This is a genomic window from Fictibacillus sp. b24 (genome assembly GCF_030348825.1).
Classification (GTDB): Bacteria; Bacillota; Bacilli; order Bacillales; family Fictibacillaceae; genus Fictibacillus.
Genome location: NZ_JAUCES010000005.1, coordinates 2,443,151 through 2,467,176, shown reverse-complemented (window position 1 = coordinate 2,467,176; position 24,026 = coordinate 2,443,151). Strand labels below are relative to the sequence as shown.

Annotated in this window: 13 protein-coding genes; 9 read left to right on the top strand and 4 right to left on the bottom strand. The window is 40.5% G+C overall.

Annotation, left to right across the window (positions count from 1 at the left end):
* The first annotated feature begins 137 nt into the window (after window positions 1-137).
* Genes addB through QUF49_RS12680 form a run of 4 tightly spaced genes read left to right on the top strand, consistent with a single transcriptional unit; the run spans window position 138 to window position 11,973 of the window.
* Complete coding sequence (gene addB / locus QUF49_RS12695; RefSeq protein WP_289495983.1) at window positions 138-3,641, top strand: helicase-exonuclease AddAB subunit AddB; 3,504 nt, start codon at window positions 138-140, stop codon at window positions 3,639-3,641.
* Window positions 3,638-7,378 (top strand): helicase-exonuclease AddAB subunit AddA, encoded by a 3,741-nt coding sequence (gene addA, locus QUF49_RS12690; RefSeq protein WP_289495982.1) that lies wholly within the window; start codon window positions 3,638-3,640, stop codon window positions 7,376-7,378. Before addB ends, addA begins: the two co-directional genes overlap by 4 nt.
* Window positions 7,379-7,393: 15 nt before the next feature.
* Complete coding sequence (locus QUF49_RS12685; protein WP_289495981.1) at window positions 7,394-8,575, top strand: exonuclease SbcCD subunit D; 1,182 nt, start codon at window positions 7,394-7,396, stop codon at window positions 8,573-8,575.
* On the top strand, window positions 8,572-11,973 hold the full coding sequence (locus tag QUF49_RS12680) for an AAA family ATPase (protein ID WP_289495980.1): 3,402 nt from the start codon (window positions 8,572-8,574) through the stop codon (window positions 11,971-11,973). The genes QUF49_RS12685 and QUF49_RS12680 overlap by 4 nt, the downstream gene beginning before the upstream one ends.
* Window positions 11,974-12,381: 408 nt before the next feature.
* Here the strand turns inward: QUF49_RS12680 and QUF49_RS12675 are convergent, their stop codons facing one another.
* The 3 genes from QUF49_RS12675 to QUF49_RS12665 are packed head-to-tail and all read right to left on the bottom strand — an operon-like array spanning window position 12,382 to window position 16,159.
* Window positions 12,382-13,512: a Ger(x)C family spore germination protein gene (locus QUF49_RS12675; protein ID WP_289495979.1), complete on the bottom strand. Its 1,131-nt coding sequence runs from the start codon at window positions 13,510-13,512 to the stop codon at window positions 12,382-12,384.
* Window positions 13,509-14,603, bottom strand: a complete 1,095-nt coding sequence (locus tag QUF49_RS12670) for a GerAB/ArcD/ProY family transporter (RefSeq protein ID WP_289495978.1) — start codon at window positions 14,601-14,603, stop codon at window positions 13,509-13,511. The genes QUF49_RS12675 and QUF49_RS12670 overlap by 4 nt, the downstream gene beginning before the upstream one ends.
* Window positions 14,600-16,159 carry a spore germination protein gene (locus QUF49_RS12665; protein ID WP_289495976.1) on the bottom strand — a complete coding sequence of 520 codons (1,560 nt, stop codon included), beginning with the start codon at window positions 16,157-16,159 and terminating at the stop codon, window positions 14,600-14,602. Before QUF49_RS12665 ends, QUF49_RS12670 begins: the two co-directional genes overlap by 4 nt.
* A gap of 163 nt (window positions 16,160-16,322) precedes the next feature.
* On the opposite strand from QUF49_RS12665, the gene QUF49_RS12660 reads away from it, so the two are divergent.
* Window positions 16,323-16,994, top strand: a complete 672-nt coding sequence (locus QUF49_RS12660; RefSeq protein WP_289495975.1) for a hypothetical protein — start codon at window positions 16,323-16,325, stop codon at window positions 16,992-16,994.
* A gap of 15 nt (window positions 16,995-17,009) precedes the next feature.
* Window positions 17,010-18,086: an efflux RND transporter periplasmic adaptor subunit gene (locus QUF49_RS12655; protein WP_289495974.1), complete on the top strand. Its 1,077-nt coding sequence runs from the start codon at window positions 17,010-17,012 to the stop codon at window positions 18,084-18,086.
* 527 nt (window positions 18,087-18,613) lie between these two features.
* On the opposite strand, the gene QUF49_RS12650 is transcribed toward QUF49_RS12655, so the two are convergent.
* On the bottom strand, window positions 18,614-20,368 hold the full coding sequence (locus QUF49_RS12650) for a B12-binding domain-containing radical SAM protein (protein WP_289495973.1): 1,755 nt from the start codon (window positions 20,366-20,368) through the stop codon (window positions 18,614-18,616).
* Window positions 20,369-20,558: 190 nt separating this feature from the next.
* Between QUF49_RS12650 and QUF49_RS12645 the strand changes: the two genes are divergently transcribed.
* Genes QUF49_RS12645 through QUF49_RS12635 form a run of 3 tightly spaced genes read left to right on the top strand, consistent with a single transcriptional unit; the run spans window position 20,559 to window position 23,723 of the window.
* Window positions 20,559-21,443, top strand: coding sequence for a fumarylacetoacetate hydrolase family protein (locus tag QUF49_RS12645; protein ID WP_289495972.1), 885 nt, complete (start codon window positions 20,559-20,561; stop codon window positions 21,441-21,443).
* Window positions 21,444-21,479: 36 nt separating this feature from the next.
* A complete protein-coding gene (locus QUF49_RS12640) occupies window positions 21,480-22,904 on the top strand; it encodes an NAD-dependent succinate-semialdehyde dehydrogenase (protein WP_289495971.1) in 1,425 nt (474 codons plus the stop codon).
* 30 nt (window positions 22,905-22,934) lie between these two features.
* Complete coding sequence (locus QUF49_RS12635; RefSeq protein ID WP_289495970.1) at window positions 22,935-23,723, top strand: SDR family oxidoreductase; 789 nt, start codon at window positions 22,935-22,937, stop codon at window positions 23,721-23,723.
* Window positions 23,724-24,026: the final 303 nt, after the last annotated feature.

The window sequence follows — 24,026 nt, the reverse complement described above, 5'->3', positions numbered from 1 at the left end:
AAAACATTTCTTTTAAGAAAGCTATCCTTTAAATACCAGCTGTAAGTACTCGTTTTTGAGGATAGGAGCCTTTGCCGTCCTACTAGATTATGAGATAATAGAAACAGAATATATGTACGGAACAGGGGATGAACAAAATGAGTTTGCAATATATCTTGGGACGATCCGGCAGCGGAAAGTCCCACTCTGTCTTTATGGAGATTCAAAGAAAACTTAAAGAGAATCCATCCGGAAATCCAATCATCTATCTAGTTCCAGATCAGATGACCTTTCAATCAGAATACAAGCTTGCATCCACCCATGGATTATCTGGTATGATGCGTGCGCAAGTGTTTAGTTTTTCGAGACTTGCTTGGCGTGTTCTTGGTGAGACCGGGGGCATGACAAGAATGCATATCACCTCAACAGGCATAAGAATGATGCTTCGGAAAATTATTGAACACAAAAGAGAAGAACTGAAAATATTTAAAAAAGCATCAGAACAAAGCGGATTTTACGAACTGCTTGAGCTCATGACAACAGAGCTGAAACGTTATTGTGTGAGTTCAGAAGACCTTACGTGGAACGCGGAAACGCTCACTGCCTTAGGTCAAAAAGAGAATAACAAGAAGGTGCTTCAAGACAAACTTTCAGATCTCAGCATCATCTCAGGTGCACTTGAACAAGCACTCGCTGGCAAATATCTTGATTCTGAAGATTATTTAAGACTGCTTCAAGAGAAGCTGCCTTATGCTGAGAGTATTAAGAATAGCGAGATTTACATAGATGGATTCCATTCTTTTACACCTCAAGAGCTCGAAGTTGTGGCAGGTTTAATGGCACATGCAAAAAAAGTCACGATTGCACTTACAACAGATGAAACCATTCAACTAGATACAGATCCGCATGAACTAGACACATTTCACATGACAAAAAAGACGATTGGAGTTCTCACTGAGCAAGCGAAAGAACTAAATGTGGAATTGGAAGAACCGATCTTCCTTCGCGAAAATCCTAAATTCTCTTCTCGGGCGATTGCTCACATTGAAGAGCAATATGACAGGAGACCTGCTGTTCAATCATCGGACTTTGATGGGATTCATGTTGCAGCTGCTGTAAATGTAAGATCAGAAGTGGAGGGTGCAGCAAGAAAGATTGTGGAGCTTGTAAGGGATCATGGATATAGATACCGTGATGTAGCCGTTACAGTCCGAAACGCTGGAAGCTATCAGACACTTATTGAGACTGTTTTTTCAGACTATGGAATTCCTGTTTTCCTGGATCAAAAAAAGTCCATGCTTCATCATCCGCTCATTGAACTCATTCGTTCCTCTTTAGATGTTGTTTTAAAGAATTGGCGGTATGAAGCCGTTTTTCGTGCGGTTAAAACAGATATGCTCTATCCGCTTGATGAGATCAGAAAAACAACCTCTGAGATGAGAAGGTGTATGGACGAACTCGAAAACTATGTATTAGCGCTCGGCATTCAAGGCAAGAGATGGACAGATCCTAAGCCTTGGAAATATAAAAGATTTAGAGGGTTTGAGTCAGAAGACTTCGGTAAAACAAGCCGCGACGACGAAAAAGAACAACTGATCAATGATTTGAGGGACATGATTGTGTCTCCTCTAAGTCGTCTATCAAAAGGCCTTTCAAACAGCAGAAGTGTTATAGATTATTGTAAAACCCTTTATCAGTATTTAGAAGATCTTCATGTCCCGATGAAACTTGAGCGCTTAAGACTGCAAGCGGAGTCTTCAGGGAAACTGAGGGCAGCATCTGAACATGGCCAGGTTTGGAACGCAGTGTTAGGTCTGCTTGATGAAATGGTAGAACTTACGGGTGAAGAAGAACTGTCAAAAGATACATGGATGCAGATGCTTGAAACGGGGCTTGAAAGCATGAAGTTTGCCCTTGTTCCGCCATCATTAGATCAAGTTTTAGTTGGAACGATGGAGAGATCAAGATTTACCGACGTAAAAGTTAATTTCGTGCTTGGTGTAAACGATGGTGTGATTCCTCTTAAGCCAAAGGATGATGGTTTGTTATCAGAAGACGAACGAGAAGCGCTTGAACGAAATGGAGTTGTTCTTGCGCCGACATCACGAAGGAAACTGCTCGATGAACAATTTATGATTTATCTTGCGTTAACAAATGCTAGTGATCATGTGTTTGTTTCGTATGCACTAGCAGATGAGGAAGGCAAGACACTTCAGCCATCAATGGTTATTCAGCGGCTGCGTGATCTTTTTCCGAAGTTAAAGGAAGAGCTTTATCAAAATGAACCAGTTCTTGACGAGGATATTGATTTTGTGCAGCATCCTGTAAAGAGCATCTCCTTTTTAAGCACACAGCTGAGAGAATGGAAAAAAGGGTATCCGATCTCAACCGTTTGGTGGGATGTTTACAACTGGGTTATTACAAATGACCAATACGGCCATTATGCGAAAAGGGCTTTATCAAGTCTGTTTTATTTTAACCGTGAAGCACCATTAAGCTCTTCAGTATCACAGGATCTGTATGGTGAAAAGATCTTGACGAGTATATCTAGGATGGAGCTTTTCCAGTCTTGTCCGTTTTCACAGTTTATGTCGTATGGATTAAAACTGAGAGAACGTCAAATGTACAAACTCGAAGCACCAGATATTGGGCAACTGTTTCATGCTGCGTTAAAACAGATGAATGATGCCCTTCAGCAAAGAAGAGTTTCTTGGGGAGATCTTTCAAAAGGTGATTGTTACAGGCTGGCAGGAGATATTGTAGAACTGCTCGCACCGCAGCTTCAGCATGAGATTCTTTTAAGTTCGAACCGTCATCTTTATATAAAAAAGAAGTTGAAAGAAGTAGTTGGAAAGGCTTCACACATTTTAAGCCAGCATGCAAAAGCGAGTGGATTTACTCCTGCTGGTCTTGAACTGGCATTCGGAGCTGGCGGAACATTGCCGCCGCTGATCTATAAGTTACCGAACGGAACAACGATGGAAGTGATTGGACGCATTGACCGTGTCGACACAGCAAAAAGCTCTAAAGGACTTCTTATGCGTGTTATTGATTACAAATCGAGTTCAACAGGACTGAACTTAGCTGAGTTGTATCATGGAATCGCACTGCAGATGTTAACATATCTCGATGTAGCTGTAACACATTCGCAAAATTGGCTTGGCGAAGAATCCGTGCCGGCAGGTGTTTTGTACTTCCATGTTCATAATCCGATCCTAAATGAAAAGAAGCTTCTTAGTGTGGAAGAGATTGAAAAAGAAGTGCTGAAGAAATTTAAGATGAAAGGTCTTGTACTTGCAGAGCAAGAAGCCGTTCACCTTATGGACAGTACGATGGAGGACCGATCTTCCATCATCCCTGTAGCTTTAACACAAAAAGGATTTCACAAATCGCATTCTTCCGTTGCTACAGCCGACCATTTTCATACGATGAGAAAGCATGCCAGGAAAATGGCAGTGAATAGCGGCGCAGGCATCACAAGCGGTGTTATTGATATCTCGCCATATGAAATGAAGAAAAAAACACCTTGTAAATTTTGTTCGTATAAACCTGTCTGTCAGTTTGATCAGACGCTTGAAGAAAATCAATATAGAGAGCTTCGACCTGAAAAAGATGAAGTTATCTTAGAAAAAATGCAAGAGGAAGGAGGAAACCTCAATTGAAAACATTAATTCCTAAACCTGAAGGTGCCACGTGGACGGATGAACAGTGGCAAGCGATTCAAGCAAGAGGCGAAAATGTACTTGTTGCTGCAGCGGCAGGGTCTGGTAAAACAGCAGTTCTCGTAGAACGCATCATTACGATGATCCGCGAAAAGACCGCAGATGTTGACAGACTGCTTATTGTTACGTTTACTAACGCGGCAGCAGCTGAAATGAGAAAACGGATAGGGGAAGCGATCGATAAAGAATTGTCGCAAAACCCTTCTTCTCTTCATTTAAGAAGACAGCTGAATCTGATAAACAAAGCTTCTATTTCTACACTTCACTCATTTTGTATTGAGGTGCTACGCAAGCATTATTATGAAACCGATCTTGACCCGGGTTTTCGTGTTGCAGAAGAAACGGAAGCAGAACTTATTCGTCAAGAAGTGATTGAAGATCTTTTTGAAGAAGAGTACAGCAAGGGAGAAGAACATATTTTTTATGAAGTGGTTGATGCGTACAGTTCTGACAGAAATGATATGGAACTTCAAAAGCTTGTGCTGTCTCTTTATGATTTTGCAAGAAGTCATCCTGATCCTGACGGATGGCTCGATCAGATGGCCGAAACGTACCAAGTGCAAGCATCTTCTATTGATGAACTTCCTTGGACGCAAGAATTACTGGCTGATATTTCGATCCAGGTAGAAGGGCTGCGTGCGTTGGCGCAAAGAGCACTTGAATTCGCTCAAGCCCCAGGAGGTCCTCTTGCTTATGCAGAAACGCTGCAAGAAGATCTAGCTTTTATTAACAGAATATATGGGGCAAAGAATAGTTGGAATCAGCTTTACGAAGAATTTCAAACCTATGCTTCGCCTAAGTTAAAAGCTGTTCGCGGAAAAGATGTAGATGAAGAATTAAAGAATAAAGTTAAATCGATGAGAGACACCATTAAGAAACGAACTAGCGCTCTAAAAGAAGATTACTTCGACAGACACCCTGATTCTTATATTGTTCACATTGAAGAGATGGCGCCGATCGTCAAGGAGCTCTCTTCTTTAGTAAAAACGTTTGGACAAAGATATCGCGAAGCAAAGCGGGAAAAGTCGCTTGTAGACTTTGGTGATCTGGAGCATTATTGCCTTCACGTGTTAAAAGGTGAAGGATCAACGATGAATGATCCTGTTCCTTCAGATGCAGCATTAGAGTACCGTAATCGATTCGTAGAAGTATTAGTTGATGAATATCAAGATACAAACTTTGTGCAAGAATCCATTGTTCGTTTAGTGTCTAAAGATGGACACACAGGAAACATGTTCATGGTTGGAGATGTGAAACAGTCGATTTATCGGTTTCGCCTTGCTGAACCTCTTCTGTTTTTATCTAAGTACAAGCAGTTTTCAAAAGAAGGCGGAAGTGGCTTGCGAATTGATCTAGCCAAAAACTTTAGAAGCCGAAATGGCATTCTGCAAGCTACCAACTATTTGTTCAGACAAATCATGAACGAAACGGTTGGAGAGATCGAATATAGTGAGGATGCTGAACTGAAGCTTGGTGCGAGCTATTATCCAGAACAAGATGGCAATGAGCCTGAGCTGATCCTTATTAATAAAAGCCAGCATGTTGTTGATGAAGAAGGCCTAGAGAGCGGTGAAGTGGAAAAATCAGAGCTTGAAACCGTTCAGCTTGAGGCAAGAGTGATCGCAGAAAAAATTAAACAGATTGTGGGGACAACAGGAAACTCTCCTCATCTTGTTTTTGATAAAAATACGAAATCAATGCGTCCAGCTAAATATAAAGACATTGTCATGCTGTTCCGGGCAACGTCTGTGTGGGCGCCTGTCATTTTAGAAGAATTTAAACAGCAAGGCATACCAGCTTATGCTGAACTTTCGACTGGCTATTTTGACGCTACCGAGATTCATGTCATGATGTCACTGTTGAAAGTAATTGATAACCCTTTACAAGACATACCGCTGGCAGCTGTTCTTCGTTCACCGCTAGTTGGCATGACCGGTGAAGAGCTTGCTGTCGTAAGGTTGAAGCAGAAGCAAGACAATTACCTTGGTGCCGTCGAACTATATGCGGCAGAAGGAGAAAATCCTGAAATTCGCGGGAAAGTTTCACGGTTTTTGCAGCAGCTGGAATTGTGGCGTCATCAAGCACGTCAAGGATCTCTAGCTGATCTTATATGGGACATCTACCGCGAAACAGGTTATTTTGATTATGTTGGGGGACTGACTGGAGGAAAACAGCGTCAAGCCAACTTGAGAGCACTATACGATCGTGCAAAAATGTATGAAAGTACATCTTTTCGGGGTCTGTTCCGCTTTCTTCGCTTTATTGAGAGAATGCAGGAACGCGGGAAGGACCTTGGAGCAGCAAGAGCTCTTGGTGAGCAAGAAGATGTAGTTAGGGTGATGACCATTCATAAAAGTAAGGGTCTCGAGTTCCCTATCGTTTTCGTAGGAGGAATTAACAAACAGTTCAATACGAGAGATCTGAACGAGAAAGTTCTTCTTCATAAAGAGCTTGGTCTTGGAACTCAATATATCAATCCCGAATATCGCGTTGCCTATCCAACACTTCCGAAGCTGGCAATTGCGGGCAGAAAGAAAATGGAGCTGATCGCAGAAGAAATGCGTGTGCTGTACGTAGCACTTACACGTGCTAAGGAAAAATTATACTTAGTCGGCACAGTTAATGACATTGAAAAATCTGCTAATGCCTGGAGTGATTCTCTTTACGAAGAAAATTGGATGCTGCCTGACTTTGAACGTGCCGGAGTAAAAAGTTATCTAGACTGGATTGGAAGAGCGGTCATACGCCATAAAAATGCTGATCCTCTTCTTTCTGTTCTTGGAACAGGGGAAAGAGGCAGAGGCGAAGTTTATATGGATGATACCGATTGGAAGATTACGATTCTTCCAGCTAGTGAATACGAAGAGTTAGAGATGGAAGAAAAGCAGAAACAAGAAGAGTTATTAGCAAACCTTGAAAACAACGAACCAGTAGATTCTGTTAGTGAACATTTTACTGAAATCAAGCGACGATTAGAATGGGAATATACACATAAACTCTCAACGTTTACACGTTCGAAGCAATCTGTAACTGAAATCAAAAAACAATATCAAGCAGATGAGTACAGCTCGACGGATTTAGTTAAAGCCGCTCAGCAAGTGATTCATGAACGCCCGAGATTCATGCAAGAAACTCAGTTAAATGCTGCTGAAGTAGGTACGGCCATGCATATGGTCATGCAGCACGTTGATTTTACAAAAGCTTCCTCAATAGAAGAGCTTCAGGAACAGCTTGCTGAAATGGAAGCGAAAGAACTTCTTACAGCAGAACAAGCTGAATACATTCAGCTTTCTCAAATTCAACAGTTCATTGAAGGGCCGCTTGGAAAAAGAATCATAGAGAACGGTGATTTTAAGAGAGAGATCCCGTTCAGCATGGCGCTTCCATTGTCTGAGATTCAAAGAAACTGGGATGGAGAAGAAGAGCATGTGCTTGTTCAAGGGGTGATTGACGGCCTGCTTGAAGAGGAAGATGGTTTCATATTAATAGATTATAAAACGGATAAGATCACAAACCGTTTTACAGATGGCTTTTCTGGAGCAAAAGAAACGCTTTTAAATCGTTACGAAATGCAGCTTACGCTTTATTCAAAAGCGATAGAAAGAATTTTAAAGAAGCCTGTCAAAGAACGCTACCTATACTTTTTTGACGGTGGACACATTCTACAAGTGAAATAATAAGGGGGGATTACAATGCGATTGCTTCATACCGCAGACTGGCATCTCGGGCGTTCATTGGAAGGCAGAAGCAGGCTGGCTGAACAGCAAGCTTTTTTGGACGAACTGGTAGAAATCGTGAAAAGCGAAAAGATTGATGCCGTACTAATGGCTGGAGATGTGTTCGATACGGTGAACCCTCCTGCTGCTGCAGAGCAAATGTTTTTTGATGCAATAGCAAGAATCAGCAGAAAGGGAGAGTGTCCCTTTATTGCGATAGCAGGAAACCACGATCATCCAGACAGATTGGCTGCCTCGTTTCCGCTTTCAAGGGAACTTGGAATTACGCTGGTTGGACTGCCAACATTAGAATTGCAGCGGATTCCGATTCAAAAATCAGGACAGATGCTTGAGATCGCAGCACTTCCCTACCCTTCTGAATCACGCCTGAAAATGCTGTTAAGTGAATCGTCAGAAGAGCTGGATGTTCGAACGCAATATGATGATTGGGTCGATTCATATTTTAAAAAAATCACATCTAACTTTCAGCCAGGAAACGTGCATGTCGCGATGAGTCATCTTTATGTAGCAGGAAGCAAAGAAACGGATTCAGAGCGTCCTGTTCATATTGGAGGTGCGTATACAGTAGCGGCTGAAAGTCTTCCGAAATCCGCTCAATACGTAGCGCTCGGACACCTTCACCGACCACAAATCATTAAACGTGCAAAAACAGAAGCACGTTATTCAGGTTCACCCCTTTCTTACAGCTTTTCTGAAAGTGGTCAAGCCAAATCGGTCTCCATAGTTGATGTTGAACCGAACGGTAAAGCAAAAGTGGAAGAGATTTATCTAGCTTCTGGTAAGCCGCTTGTCACTTGGGAAGCGAAAAATGGGGTTTCAGAAGTATTCAAGGGAATTGAAGAGGGAATGCATCACAATTGCTGGATTGATTTATCTATTCATGTAGAAGATGCACTCTCGATGGAGGAAATCCAGAGACTTCGTAAAGCACATGAAGGAATTGTTCATATTAAACCTGTTTTTAAAGAAGGACTTGGTGAACAGGTATCTGTTTCTGCACAAAAATTGCCTGTAGATGAACTGTTTACAACGTTTTATAAAAGGCAGACAGGCGGAGCTGTTCCCGATGAACAATTAGTATCCCTTTTCTTAGATCTTGTTGGTGAAGAGGACACAGAAGGAGAGGAAGCTGGATGAGACCGATATCTTTGACTGTTTCAGGATTGCAGAGTTTTCGGGAAGCACAATCTGTTCCGTTTCATGAGCTATGTTCTGGTGGTGTCTTCGGTATTTTCGGACCGACTGGAAGCGGGAAATCCACGATTCTTGATGCAGTTACATTAGCACTGTATGGAAAAGTAGAACGTGCAGCGGGCGGTACACATGGCATTATGAATCAGGCTGAAGACAAGCTTTCTGTTTCTTTTTCGTTTCAATTAGGAGAGGGTGTTCAGCAAAAGGAATATACAGTAGAACGTTCTTTTAAAAGAAGTGGAGAACATACGATTCGAACGAGTACATGCAGACTGATCGAAACAGTGAGTGAGGAATCTGTCGTTCATGCAGATAAAGAAAGAGATGTTACTCGTCTTGTCCAAGAGCTGATCGGACTTACGATTGATGATTTTACTCGTGCAGTCGTATTGCCTCAAGGTAAATTTGCTGAATTTTTATCATTAAAAGGTGCCGATCGAAGACAGATGCTGCAGCGGCTGTTTCAGCTTGAAAAATATGGTGATGTATTAAATCACAAATTAAAGAAAAGATCAGATGAACAAAGAAACCGAAGTAATGAGATTACAGCTGAGCAGGCTGGTTTAGGTGACGCTTCTTCTGAATCATTAGAGAGCGCTGCTATTGCTTTAAAAGAAAAAGCTGAAAAACTGAAGAAGATCTCAGAGCGGATGCAACAAGAAGATGAGAACGTGAAATCATTGGAATTGTTCTGGGAAGCTCAAGTTCAGCATGAAAAACTGATGAAAGAACAGAGCGAATTAAAAAGTCAGCAAACGGACATGGAGCTTCTGCAGGTTCAATTAAAACGTGCTGTTCATGCGGATAAAATCTATCCTTATGCCAATGAGTGGAACGCTTCGGTTTCTACAGAAAGAAAGATCTCTGATGAACATGAAGAGCTTAAAAAACGTACAGAGAGCCTAAAGGTATTATTTTCAGAGTCAGAAGAAAAGTACGAAGCTGCTAAGAAGAAAAGAAATCATCAAGAACCGATTCTTATTGAAAAACGGAGCAGTTTAAAAGAAGCGTTTGACTGGGAAAAAGAGCTTGATGATAAGAGCCGGGCATTAAAAAGAGAAGCAGAAAAACATGATGCATTCGTTAAAGCATATAAAGAAAGTGAAAAAGCAGAGACCGATGCGTCTGATGTTCTAAAACGAGGAAAAGACAAACAGACAGCCTTAAAAACGGAGTTATCCAAAATTGAGGTTACACAAAAAGATCGAAGCATTTATCAGCAAGCCATCCTCTTATCACAACGTTTAAAAGATGTTGAGGCAGAACACCAAAAGCTTTTAGGTGAATTGACCGCAACAGAAAGCGAACTGAAAGAAGTTGAACAAACGAAAGAAAGTATTCAAAAAGCTCTTTCAGAAACCTTCGATAAAGGGAAAAAATTAACCAACAGCATTCAGCGGTTATATGATGAAATTTGGAACAGTGTGCGCAGAAATGAGCAGTTGACCACTTCTCTTCAAAATGAACTTAAAGAGCGAAAAAGCAAGCAGGAGCAAATACGTATCCATCATTTGGCCGCACAGCTTTCCGCTGAACTAAAAGAGAACGAACCTTGTTCTGTCTGCGGTTCGACGGTGCATCCTTCGCCTATACAATATATGAAGGATACAGAAAATCATGAAGAAGAAATCCAAGAGTTAGAAACTGCCTATGAAGTGTTGAAGAGGCTCGATTATGATCTGAAGCATAATAGTGAAGTGCTTGAAAAATCATCTCAAAAAGTGTGGAACAGACTCGATTTCGCAGCAGCAGAAACAGCAGCTTCAAATCAGAGTATGACGATTGATGAAATAGAAAAGTCAGTTGCGTTTTCGTTTCTTGAATTTGAAAACCACACTGCAAAAGTGAAAGGTATCCAACAAGACAGAATCCAGATAGAAGAACAAGTAGATTCTTGGTTAAACCAACTAGATGATGAGCAAAAAAAATCGGAGCGTCTTTCTTCAACGATTGATAACAGCTTAAATCAAAAAGAAAAATTAGGAAACCAAATTTCATCCTTAACTGAAAAGAATGAAGAGCTTCTGTCAGAATGGAAACAATCGGACATTCCTTTTGAACCAGACATGCTTACAGATGAACAGAATCAATTTCAAATCAGGGAAAACCGGCAAGCTGATATATTAAAAAGTTTAACTGTAGCTGAAGAATTTTTGGAACAGCAAGCAAAAAAACTGGAGTCGGCGAAAGAAGAAAAATCGAGATTGCATAGCGAGATGAACGTCTCTTCCAGTCAACAAGAGATGCTAAAACAAGATGTTCAGGCTATAAAGGATAAGATATATAAAAGAGTCGGCGAACAGACCGTTCAAGTCGCATTTGAAGAAATAGAAAAACAACTGAACGATCTGAAAAGTAAATATTCGCTTGCAGAACAAGGTTATGAAAAGGCAAACCATCAGTATGTAGAATGTGATAAAGCTTATCATTCTGTTGTTCAGCAGCTAAAAGATGCTCAAATAAGAAAAGAAAAAGCTGAGCAAGAATGGAACAAGCATTTGAGCTCATCAGATTTCCGTTCCTATGAAGAATTTGAAAGCTGTTTAAAAAACGAAGAGGTTCAAATCAAATGGGAGCATCAAATTACTCAATATCAAGATCAATGTAAAACAAATGCTTCTGCACTTGATGAAATCAAAGGAAAACTGCCATCTGAGCTGCTTTCCATTGAGCAGGTACAGTCTGCAAAAGAACAGCTACTTACGTTAATTCAAGAAACAAATGATACACGTGAAGCAGTAGGAGAAGCTAGACAAATCTTCATAACGATTGAGAATAACCATAAACGATACAATGAACTTCAAGAGGAGAAGGATAAAGTATCTCATCTATTGGAGCAATTGGGCAAACTTCAAAGTGTGTTTCGTGGTAATGCCTTTGTGGAGTTTATGGCAGAAGAGCAGCTTCATCTAGTAACACGTGATGCATCCAGCAGATTGTCGAAGCTTACGAGAGGACGATACGCCATTGAAGTTGATTCCAGTGGTGGTTTCGTTATTCGAGATGATGCAAATGGAGGGATCAAGCGACCTGTTACTTCCTTGTCTGGCGGTGAAACGTTCTTGACATCACTTTCACTTGCACTTTCGCTGTCAGCCCAAATTCAGTTAAGAGGGAAGTTTCCGCTGCAATTTTTCTTCTTAGATGAAGGGTTTGGTACTCTTGATCAAGAGTTGCTCGATACGGTAGTAACAGCACTCGAAAAAGTACAGATGGAAAACTTCTCTATTGGAGTCATTTCGCACATACCCGAATTAAAAGCACGATTAACAAAACGATTAATCGTAGAACCAGCCGAGCACTCAGGCAGAGGAACAAGGGTCCGTCTTGATCAAGTTTAAAAAAACAACAACGATAATGATAAAAAGGCTTAAGGAGAAATCCCTAAGCCTTTTTATTCTAGGCTTTTTTCTAAAAGAATGTTGCTTGAAAACCTCATTTGTATTTTCTTCTCTGACAGTTAATTGTAGTGCAAGGTGCGAGACTCCTGCGGGACAGGCGGGCAGTCCGAAAAGTGGAAGTGGCTCGTTCAGCCCCGACCAGCAAAAGGTGAATGGGCTAGAAAGGCGCACTTTGCTTATTGGACCATTTAGCTTTTGACCTCGAGGGGCTAGCCACTGCAACTAGACAGGTGAGACACTTAAGAGTGAAACGTTAAGAATGTGGCTCACCGCCTGCCCCGCGGAAAGCGAGCATCTAGAACGGAAATTAACCACTTCCAAGAGCAACAAAGCTTACGCAAAACAGCCTTATTCTATAATCCCGCTTCCAACTACATCTACCTCAATGGAAGCTTTAAATTTGATCTTAGGATACTCTTCTTCCCAATTCAATTTTTCCCATGTCGGATAGTGAAACCCTATTAATTTTCTTCCAACTCCATATGGATCACTGTTCATTTTCTGCAGTCTTTTGATGACTTCTTGAGCATCCTTTGAGAGTTTTTTTGATAACAATTTTTCTATTTCTTTTATTTCAGGAGGTTTTGATAAGTTATCTTGTGGATATTCTGAAATCACTACTTTTGTCTTTAATTTGATTTCAGCAGATATTTCTCCTGTTGGAGAGACCAAGACATTAAAATGCCGTTTATTTTTTTTAACTTTAATGGTGGCGAAGTTTAACGTATCCTCATCTTTTTTATGCCATATTTTTTTTGTAGTAGACATTTGGATAGTAGCGGCTTCACCTGTTAACATCGTATAAACGACAGATAATGGTTCAGGAATACTTCCTACCATCTTGTGACCTCGAAAAAGTGCTACTCCCTTTACATTAACTGCTTTTCCCTTTCCTCCGACAGGTTCTAAATAAGGAAGGGCAAAATCTTGACCTGGATCAAACATAACAGGACAGACCGTCTGTATGTTTTCCTTTGGAATGGTTGCACCTTCTTCAGCACTTCGGATTAAATCCCTTAAATATTCTCCAACACCCGTCGATTGTTTAGTCTCTTCAAAATCAGTACTAATTATCTCTGAAGCTTTTCCTGAAGAAACCGCTAATTTTGCATTCAATGCCGATTTTGGGTCTCGATAAAAAACATCCAATAAGTGATAGATATCTTTTTTTGCAGCATCTTCACCAAATACAATAATTTGATTCTTAGATGCTTCCAGTCTTTCTGAAACCTTGCGATCTAATCGAAGTCTGCTTTGACGCGCGGTAAAACCTGATGCAGAAAAAATTTGGTTCATAATATTTCCTTGTCCAGCTTCAGTTGCTACAGCTTGTGGCACAGCTGCCGTTGTGACTACTTTTCCGTTCTTTGTATAATCAAATCCTCCTGCTGTTATAAGCTTTGTTTGATTGAGCATGCTTTGATCCCAGCAACCCGTTAAAAGACTAAGAATAGGAACAAGATACAAGACTTTTTTCATGATGACGCCGTTCCTTTCTCTCTTTTTTTTCTAATAACAGCAATCAGCAACAGAAAGATCGGTGCTATCCCTGAAAAAAGGAGAGAGGTTATACTGATGTATTTATTCCATGTTAAAATCTCTAGTTTTTCGTTCGGAATGATCGCGATCAAAAAACAAAATAACGCTATAAATGGTGCTGCAGATTCGTGTTTTTTCAGTTTGAAGAGAGTTTGAACACCCTTTGACGCAACGAATAAATAGCTGATAAAGGATGTTGCAACTGAAATGATCCATACAGATAAAAATACTAAATCTGTTCTTTCAATAACTGTGAATGAAAATGCTTTTAGCATGTACAACACAGGTTCTGGAACAATTACAATTTCCAAGGGGTTAAAAAATATAAATGTCGTTACTACTATGAAAAAGTAAATCAATGTTACGCACAGGGATGCAAATGAAATGACTTTTAATTTTTTGTTTGGCACTCCAGATGTATAAGCTAAAAATACGAGGGCGACATCAAATCCCAACAATGAGACCATCGCATCGGATGAACTATTAATGATGCTAGATAAACCCACTTCACCTACAGGGAAGATGTACAACAAATGAACATCCGTATATGCATATAAAATCAGTCCTAATAAAATCAACAGCAATGGAGTTACAATCGTAAAAAATCTAGCCATTTCCCTTGGGGTGCTCGTAATGAAATAAGCACCTGTAAAAGCCATGATAAAAATAATGACCCAGTGGGGTGTATCAAATAAAATCCATTTGCCGACTACATTGTTATATAAAGCTAAAATCAATATCGAGATAAAAGCAAAGTGCATTGTGTATATAAAGTTAAACACAAAGCCAAGGTGTTTCCCCATAATTTTTGGAAGAATATCAAAAATTGTGCTTCGCGGAAATCTGTCACATAATTTCCAGATGGCTAATATGGAGCACTGTATGAATATTCCTGCCAGCAAAAGTGCGATCCATCCATCAGTTTTTGCTTTAGAAAACAGTGAATAAGGTAAAGATAGGACGCCAACCCCTATTTGCGACTGAATGATCAAAAAGAACAGTTGTCTATGTGTAATGCTATGACTGCTCATGATTTATCCCACTTTCGAGTTTGGTTGTCGAGGCTGCTTTGTTTCGTGTGCAAATCTTGTGGTCGCCGGTTCATCATCCAAAACGGGACTCGAATGATGGCATCTTTAAAGTCTTTCCATCGAAATGGTGCAATTGGTGCGAAATAAGGTGCACCAAACGTATATAATCGGCAAAGGTGAAACAGCAAGATCATAACACCGAATATAATACCCAAAAATCCCATTGTTGCAGCAGCGATCATAAATGGAAAGCGCAGAATTCGGACAGCGGCACTCATTTCATTAGATGGAACGATATAAGCAGCAATCGCAGTTATAGCAACAACAATAATCATAAGATTTGAAACAAGCCCTGCTTTAACAACGGCATCCCCGATTACGAGACCGCCGACAATGGCAATCGTAGAACCAATCCGAGTAGGAAGCCGAATAGATGCTTCCCGGATTAATTCAATTGTGAGTTCCATCAACAGTGCCTCAAAAAGAGGCGGATAAGGAATATCTTCTAATGAGCTCTTGATTAAAAGAATTAATCCAAAAGGAATAACTTCAAAGTGAAACGAAACGATGGCGATATAAACTGCAGGCAGCCCCATCGCTATAAAAAAGCTAAAAAGCCGAATCGATCGGAAAAACGAGCCGATAACCCATCGCTTATTATAGTCATCTACAGATTGATAGAACGTAAAAAAGTTAACGGGCATGACATGTGCTGTAGGAGATGTATCGTAAACAAGAGCAACTCGGCCTTCCATTAAATTGGCTGCAACACGGTCAGGGCGCTCTGTGCTCAACAACTGTGGAAAAAAACTAAACGGTTTGTCTTCGATACTTTCTTCGATATTACCTGGTGTATAAACGGCATCTGCTTCAATGGATTTAATTCTTCTCTCTACTTCTTTTACATAATCAGGATTTGCAACGTTATCCACATATAGAAGTGCGATCGTAGTATGCGTTTCATTTCCGACTCTAAGGTATTTTATCGTTAATTTAGGCGTTTTTAAACGCTTGCGAATCAGCGCGAGATTGATGGATAAGCTTTCTATGAAACCATCGTGTGCGCCTCGTATGATTGTTTCATTGTCAGGTTCGGTAATATCCCTTTCTGTTTTTACGGGAGTAGCTAATGAATAAAAGCAAGTAGTGTCTTCTGTAAAAACAAGGGTATTTGACTGTAAGAGCAAGGATTGTGCTTTTGTAAAATCTGTCTGCTTTTTTAAGGCGAGATGCGCCATTTTATTAAATGATTCATAAAGGTTGTCTTCAGAAATCTCAAATAGCGGGTTGATTATTTGATTTTGAACAAGTTTTTTATCAATAATCGATTCAATATAAAGAAATGCAATTTGTGATTGATCAGCAGGAAGCTCAATCATCTGCGTGACTAAGTCTTCAGTAGAACCGAACGGTTTTTTAACCTGTGATAAAACATCATCGATTGTTTTCTTTACTTCTGTTTTGTTTTCCTCAGCTTTATTTTTTTCATCTTTTCCTTCAATGGGCGCAGACGGTGCTTCTTGTTTTAACTTTTTTGGCTTTTTAAAAAAAGTCATGATGAATATCATCCCGATTCGCAATAATTTGGATTAGTTTTTGCTACCTAAATGTATTTATGCGAATATGCTAATATTTTTTATTAAATGAGTCAGAATTTGTCATTATGAGTAAAAAATTGTGATAACATAGACTGATAAAGAGAGAGAAGGGGGAGGCCTCATGACAGGAAGAGCACAGTTAATTCCTGCTTTAACAAAGCCTAATACATATTTTGCGTTTTATAACGAGTGGAAAGATAAAGAGGGATTTTGGATAAGGTTTTTTGCGATCTTAGCCGTGAGTGGATTGCTTCATGCATTATCTTTTTTTGCAGCGTTTCCTTCGTTTAAAACCATATCCTTCGTGGAAGCAGCAAAACTTTCTGGAGCGGAAGAAGAGCTTCTTAGATATTTACTAGCATTAGCAGGGGGAGCATGGGGAGTAATCGTCCCGTTGCTTGTAATACAATCAGGGACGTTATTTTTATACTTTTTCTTCCGTGACATTGGCTACAAAGCACTTTTTTACGTAATGAGCGTTGTTTATATTCTTTTTTTAGCCGGATTGCTTTTTGAACTACCATTGCAGTTTGTAACCGGAGCTGAGGAAGTTGTTCAGCCGCTAGGTTTCGGCTTAGTTGGAGTTCTGTTCTTTAAACATGGTTTTTGGCAAGAACTTCTGAACTTAATCAATGTGTTTACAATATGGGGTTCGGTAGTTGTCTATATTGCTCTTAGACAACTATCCTTTAAAGAGAAAAAGTACTGTTTAGCTGTAACCATTGGATTTTCAGTATTTTTTATTCTGATGTTTTCGCTATATGCTGCGTTAGTCAGCGGACAGCTGATATAAGGGGGAGAACAGCTAATGAACAAAATGAAATGGATTGCCGCAGCTTTAATGGTTCTTCTCCTGATCGTAATGAACGTGATGATTTTTGATAAACAAGAATCTGCAGCTGTTGAAGCACCAAGGCTAGAGACGGGCCTTTCAAAGCAAAAAGACTTTACGAAAAAGCATGAAGTAACAGGTGTTGCTCTGTCAAAAAACACGTTTGACATCTATGAAAATTCTTCTCTCGGTACGATAAAAGAAATCTCAGCGGTAAAAGGGGAGGCCGTTACTTCAGGTCAAACGCTGATTACATATGAGAATGCAGAGATCGAAAAGGAAATTCGTAGCTTAAAAAGAGATAAAGAAGCTGCTGATGTTCGAAGCGATCATTATTCAAGTGAAGTAAGCAGATGGGGAAATGAACTTTCAAATTTTGATGAAGAAAAAGACAGTGCAGATGCTAAAGTCATTCTGCAAAAAGAATTAGCTGAAGCCGAATTGCAAGGCGATCTTGCTGAAAACGAAAGTTCAGTGCTTTCAGATGAAATTTCAGATTTAGAACAACAGCTTGATGAACTTTCAGTAAAAAGTCCTGCAGATGGTGTAGTTTCAGAAGTGAATGGAATTGGCAGTGATGGACCGCTTCTAACCATCGTTGGACAAGGAAACTTTGAACTAGTAGCAGAAATTGATCAAGATATGGCAGCTATTGTGAAAACAGGCGATTCAGTACAAATCATGTCTACAGATAACAAAAAGTTGAACGGTACCATTCAAACTTTATTACCTGTTGATCAAAGTAAAAGCTTTAAAATGACAGTTCTAGTAGAAGAGGAAGCTGCATGGGTAGAAGGCCAGACAGCTAAAATGATCATAACTGAAAAATTAGCTGAAAACGCAGTTAGTGTTCCAAAAAAAGCCATCTTGAAAGACGATGGAAAAACATATGTGTTGACCATCGTGAAGGATAAGCTGTACAAATTAAAGATTTCAACTGGTCTCGAACAAAAAGGTGTTGTGCAGATTACAAAAGGACTTAAAAAAGGCAAAGTAATCGTTTTGAATCCCTCACCAGTTTACGTTTCAGGGCAGCCTGTATTTAAAAAATAGGATGTACCTTGTGCCTTTTGGAAGCGGTTGACTTCCGTTTCAGGTGCTTCGCTTTCCGCGGGGCAGGCGGTGAGCCACATTCGTACGTTCAACTCTTAAGTGTCTCACCTGCCGGCCTGTCCTAGCCGAGAGTCTCGCACCTTCCACTCCAGTCAACTTGTCCAAGAAGAGAATTAGAAAAACTCATGACCTAAAACAAAAAATGTTGGGGTAAATCTTTCTAAAAGATTTGTTGTAGCAGCTGGACACGTGAAATTCCTTAGTCTTTACTAGTTTACTCAGAAAAAGGATCAAATCACCTCGTAACTGGAGTTGATTTGATCCTTTCTTTTTGGTTTATAATGCAAACATGTAGTGATTGGAGCGGAAGGGTACTGACTACGGCTAGGACGAGTGGAACAGGTGAGACCACTAAGGCGCGTAGTGGCAGGGGGCTCACCGCCCGCCCCGCGGAAAGCATGTACCCTGGAGCGGAAATCACCGCACCAAACCTATTGTTTAGGGACTTTTTCAGTGAACCTCGTGATTTACGCGTCCCTTTTTACTTGCAGTGATTCTTTTGAAGTGCTAAATATTCTAGTGCTTTGCTGCTTAGGATCAAACAAAGCGATAAGCAAAAAGTTTTCATCTTTCGCCTGCAGCTCTTGTGACAACGGATCAACTGTTGTTTCTGTAACAAAAGCGTGCTTATGCAAATCTTTTTCAGAAAGGGCAGGAAATCCTTTGATTAGTTCTGGACTTTGAGCCAGCACAGATAAAATCTTAGATGTGTCTTCCTTGTTTTGTGTGTTTTCCCACCAAGGCTTACGCGGCTTAAACTGCTGACGCTCTAAGTAATCGAGCTTCATCAAACTTTCGGCAACAGGCAACGCATATGGTGCAGCTTCCTTTAGAAAAGCGATTAAACGATTAAACAGGTCTTCCAGCTGATGACCGATTCTCGACCAGCCCCGTGTTTCCCAATACGTTCCGAACTCTTGGAAGAAGTCAAACGGTGACTCAAACACGTTATGAATCAAGTATTTTACCGTATGATCCATTCTGTGATCGTTCCAATATTTCTCCAGCACATCCTCAACTTGTTTGATGCGGATGATCTCATCGAACGTTAACACGTTATTTCCTAATATCTCATATGGAGAATGATCCATATACACATAATCATGCTTTTTAGCTGTAAGTCGAAGCCCTGTTCCTCGTAACATTTTTAAGAAGCCTAACTGCACTTCTTCAATTCCAAACGCAAACACATCGTTAAATGTTTTACGAAACGAGTTATAATCTTCTTCAGGCAATCCAGCGATTAAGTCCAAATGCTGAACAATTTTTCCGCCGTCGCGCACAGTTGTTACCGTACGAGTAAGCTTCTCAAAGTTTTGCCGGCGCTGAACGAGTTCGTTTACTGCATCATTCGTAGATTGAACGCCGATCTCAAAACGGAACAATCCTTTTGGAGCATGTTCATTCAAGTACTCAATCACTTCAGGTCTCATGATATCGGCTGTAATCTCAAACTGAAAAACGACGCCTGGCCTTCTGTTTTCAATTAAGAAAGAAAACATATCAAGTGCATAGTCTCTGCGAATGTTGAAGGTTCTGTCAACGAACTTAATAATCTTCGCACCGTTATCCATCAAAAAGATCAAATCGTCTTTCACAAGTTTTGGATCAAAATAACGTACGCCTACTTCGATCGATGATAAACAAAAAGCACAAGAGTAAGGACAGCCTCGGCTCGTTTCAAAATAAGTAATACGTTTTGAGAGAGACTGAATATCTTCTTCAAAGCGGAAAGGAGATGGAACAGTCTTTAAGTCGAGTTTTTCTCTCGGTCCATTGATCTTAGGTTTCCCGTCTTTTCGGTAAGCAAGACCAGCAACGGTTTCAAAGCCAGCATCGTTTTGAATTTGAGTTAACAGATGCTTGAATGTTTCCTCACCTTCATTTACAACGATAAAATCTACTTCAGGGATGCTTTCGAGCCAATGCGCGACATCATAAGAAACTTCAGGTCCACCTAAGACGATTTTCGTTTCAGGCTTAATCTTCTTAAACATCTGGATGACTTTTATCGTCTCTTCAATATTCCAGATGTAGCAGCTAAATCCGAGAACATCAGGATCTTGACTGTAAAGATCGGTGACGATGTTAAGAGAAGGGTCTTTAATTGTAAATTCACGAATCGTTACAGGAAATTCAGGCTCGCTATATGATTTTAAATAGCGAAGCGCAAGACACGTGTGTATATATTTAGCATTTAGCGTACTTAGTACAGTTTTCATATTAATAACCTCATTATTGTAACCCAAGATAAGGGCGTTTTAGATGACATACTATTTTATCATATTTTATAACGAATCAAAAACCTGATTTGGCCCGTTTCATACAGCAAATTTCTTTACGGTTCAGAGGCTGGCACTATATAGTAGAACTAATTACGGTGTAAGCGTTTTAGAGGAGGAAATATTGACCATGAAATTTGTGACAGCAATACGTAATGAGCAGCACTTTATCGGTTTAGCTAAAGAGGATCAGGTTATCGATCTATCAAGTCTTGCAAGCATCAAGAATGTGGACCTTCCGGCAACTTTACGTGAAGCGATCTCTCTAGGTGATGGTTTTTTAGAAAAAGCAGAGAAATTGGACAGCATGGAGGAAGCGGTAAAACATACATACTTATTGAGCGATATAAAACTACTAGCTCCTATTCCGCGTCCTAGTAAAAATGTTTTTTGCATCGGGAAAAATTACCGAGATCACGCAATTGAAATGGGAAGCGAAGCAGATATTCCCGAAGATATCATGGTTTTTTCTAAAGCTCCAACCTCTGTAATTGGTCACGATGAAGGAATACCGAGTCATTCTTCCATTACAGATCAACTTGATTATGAAGGAGAACTTGCGATAATTATTGGGAAAACGGGTACAGGTATTACGAAGAATGACGCGATGAACCATGTGTTTGGCTATACGATTATTAACGATATAACAGCACGTGATCTTCAGCAAAGACATAAGCAATTTTTACTTGGAAAAAGTTTAAACGGGACATGTCCGATGGGGCCATGGATTGTACATCACTCTGCAGTCCCAAGTCCTGAGAATCTTAGTATTGTTACAAAAGTAAATGGGGAAGTAAGACAGAACGGGAACACGTCTGATTTTATTTTCGATATTCCAACCATGATTGAGGAACTTTCAAAAGGGATGACGCTCGAAGCAGGAGATATTATCGCCACAGGTACACCTGCAGGAGTTGGAAAGGGAATAAAGCCGCCCGTATTTTTGAAAGTGGGAGATTCAATAGAAATTACAATAGAAGGAATCGGGACGCTTCGTAATGAAATAGTAGAATGAAGTCGAATTAACTAGTTACATAGAGGAGGAATTCACATGGAAAAGCTGCTTTATATTAACGGTTCATGGACAGGAAACTCACTTGAAAAAATAGAGGTATATAACCCTGCAAACGGTGAAGTGGTGGGAACAGTACCATCTGGTGGAAAAGAAGAAACAGATGCAGCGATTGATGCGGCACACGATGCATTTCCTCGCTGGTCCAAATTAACTGCGTATGAACGAGCTGAATACCTCATGAAACTGCATGATTTGATGATTGAACAAAAGGAAGAACTAGCAGAACTGATGACGCTTGAAATGGGTAAACCCTTAAAAGAATCTGTTGGTGAAGTGATGTATGCCGCTTCCTTTATCAAATGGTACGCAGAAGAAGGAAAGCGTGTGTACGGCCGAACGATTCCTTCAAGTGCTGAAAATAAACGAATGCAAGTGTTAAGGCAGCCTGTTGGAGTTGTTGCAGCGATCACACCATGGAACTTCCCGGCTGCGATGATCACAAGAAAGTTAGGCCCTGCACTCGCTGCAGGCTGCACATTTATCGTGAAGCCGCCAAAAGAAACGCCGCTAACAGCTATCAAGCTAGTAGAACTTGCCGATCAAGCTGGCTTTCCAAAAGGCGTTATCAATCTTGTAACTGGATCATCGTCTGTGATCGGAAAAGCGATTATGGATTCTGAAAAAGTTAGAAAAGTAACGTTCACTGGTTCAACTGAGATTGGAAAAAAATTAATCGAACAGAGTGCAGCAACGGTTAAGAACGTATCAATGGAATTAGGCGGTCATGCACCTGCAGTTGTGCTGGAAGATGCAGATCTCAAAAAAGCAGTCGCAGGAATTGTAGCTTCCAAGTTTCGTAACGCTGGTCAAACCTGTATTTGTATTAACCGCGTATATGTTCAAGAAAACGTATACGATGAGTTTGTAGAACTTGTTGCGGCTGAAGCTAAGAAACTAAAAGTGGGTAACGGTCTTGAAGAAGGTACGGACATCGGACCAATCATCAATAAAGATGGCTTTGAAAAAATTTCTGAACATGTGGAAAACGCTGTTTCAAATGGTGCAGAGTGTGTTACAGGCGGTAAAGGCAGAGCAGAAAAAGGTGCGTATTATTATGAACCAACTGTTCTTAAAAACGTTACACAAGATATGCTCATTATGAATGAAGAGACGTTTGGACCAGTTATTCCAATCCATAAGATCAGTTCTGTCGAAGAAGGCATCAAGCTCGCAAACACAAGTCCTTTTGGATTAGCCGCATACGTATATACAGAAAGCATGTCCAAAGGAACACAAGTCGTTGAAGGACTTGATTATGGAATCATTGGCTGGAATGATGGTGTTCCATCTGCTGCACAAGCACCGTTCGGCGGTATGAAAGAGAGCGGTCTTGGCCGAGAAGGCGGAGTAGAAGGTATGGAAGCGTACTTGGAGACAAAATACGTAAGCTACGTATTATAAAAACTATTTAAGAAATTGGGTGATGACCAAATGGATTTGGGGTTAAAAGGAAAAAATGTATTAGTTCTTGCTTCTAGTAAAGGGCTTGGAAAAGCGTGTGCATTGCAGTTTGCAAAAGAAGGCGCAAACGTGATGTTGACAAGCCGTGATGCAGAGCAGCTTTCTAAGACTGCAGAAGAGATCAAAAGTGAAACAGGTTCTGTCGTTCATTTTAAAGTTTGCGATATCACGCAGCGTAATGAGATTGATGAATTAGTGGCAGAGACGGTAGATAAGCTAGGCAGTATCGATGTGCTGTTAAACAATGCCGGAGGACCTCCAGCAGGCACGTTTAATGATTTTGAAGATGAGCATTGGCAGGGTGCATTCGAATTAACGCTGTTGAGTCTAATTAGATCTGTTCGTGCGGTAACGCCGAACATGAGAAAAAATGGTGGTGGACGCATTGTGAACATCGCGTCTTCTTCCTTTAAGCAACCGATCGATGGACTTATCTTATCAAACACATTCCGTACAGCGATTAACGGACTATCAAAAAGTCTCTCTCAAGAGCTGGGCAAAGACGGCATTCTAATCAACACGATCGGTCCAGGACGAATTGGAACAGATCGCGTCGGTGAATTAGATCAGATGGTTGCCGAGAAAAAAGGCGTTTCCGCAGAAGAGGTGAAAGCTGCCTTGGAAAGCAGCATTCCGCTTGGGCGTTATGGTGAGCCAGAAGAATTTGCGAAGATGGTCGTGTTTTTATGCTCTGGAGCGAACACGTACATCACCGGTCAGTCACTGTTGATTGACGGCGGAATGGTGAAAGCTCTATAGGTGAATTTAAAAAAGAAGCAGCTGCGGCTGCTTCTTTTTGTATATAGAGGGGTATTTGGCAGTGCACGTTTTGTCGAGGATTGTAGACTCGTGGATAAACCACAAAAACTTTTTGATTGGAGGCCAAAACTCGTGGATTGACATCCAAAACTCGTGGATTGGATCCTGTTTTTTGTGGAGTCAACATCTCTGATACTGCATAATACCCCATGTGGTATCGGCTGGAAACAGTTTCGCCGTCCGAAACTGAACTTTAATTATGTATTTTAAGCTAAAAAAGAAAGGCTGACTCCAACAAAGAGT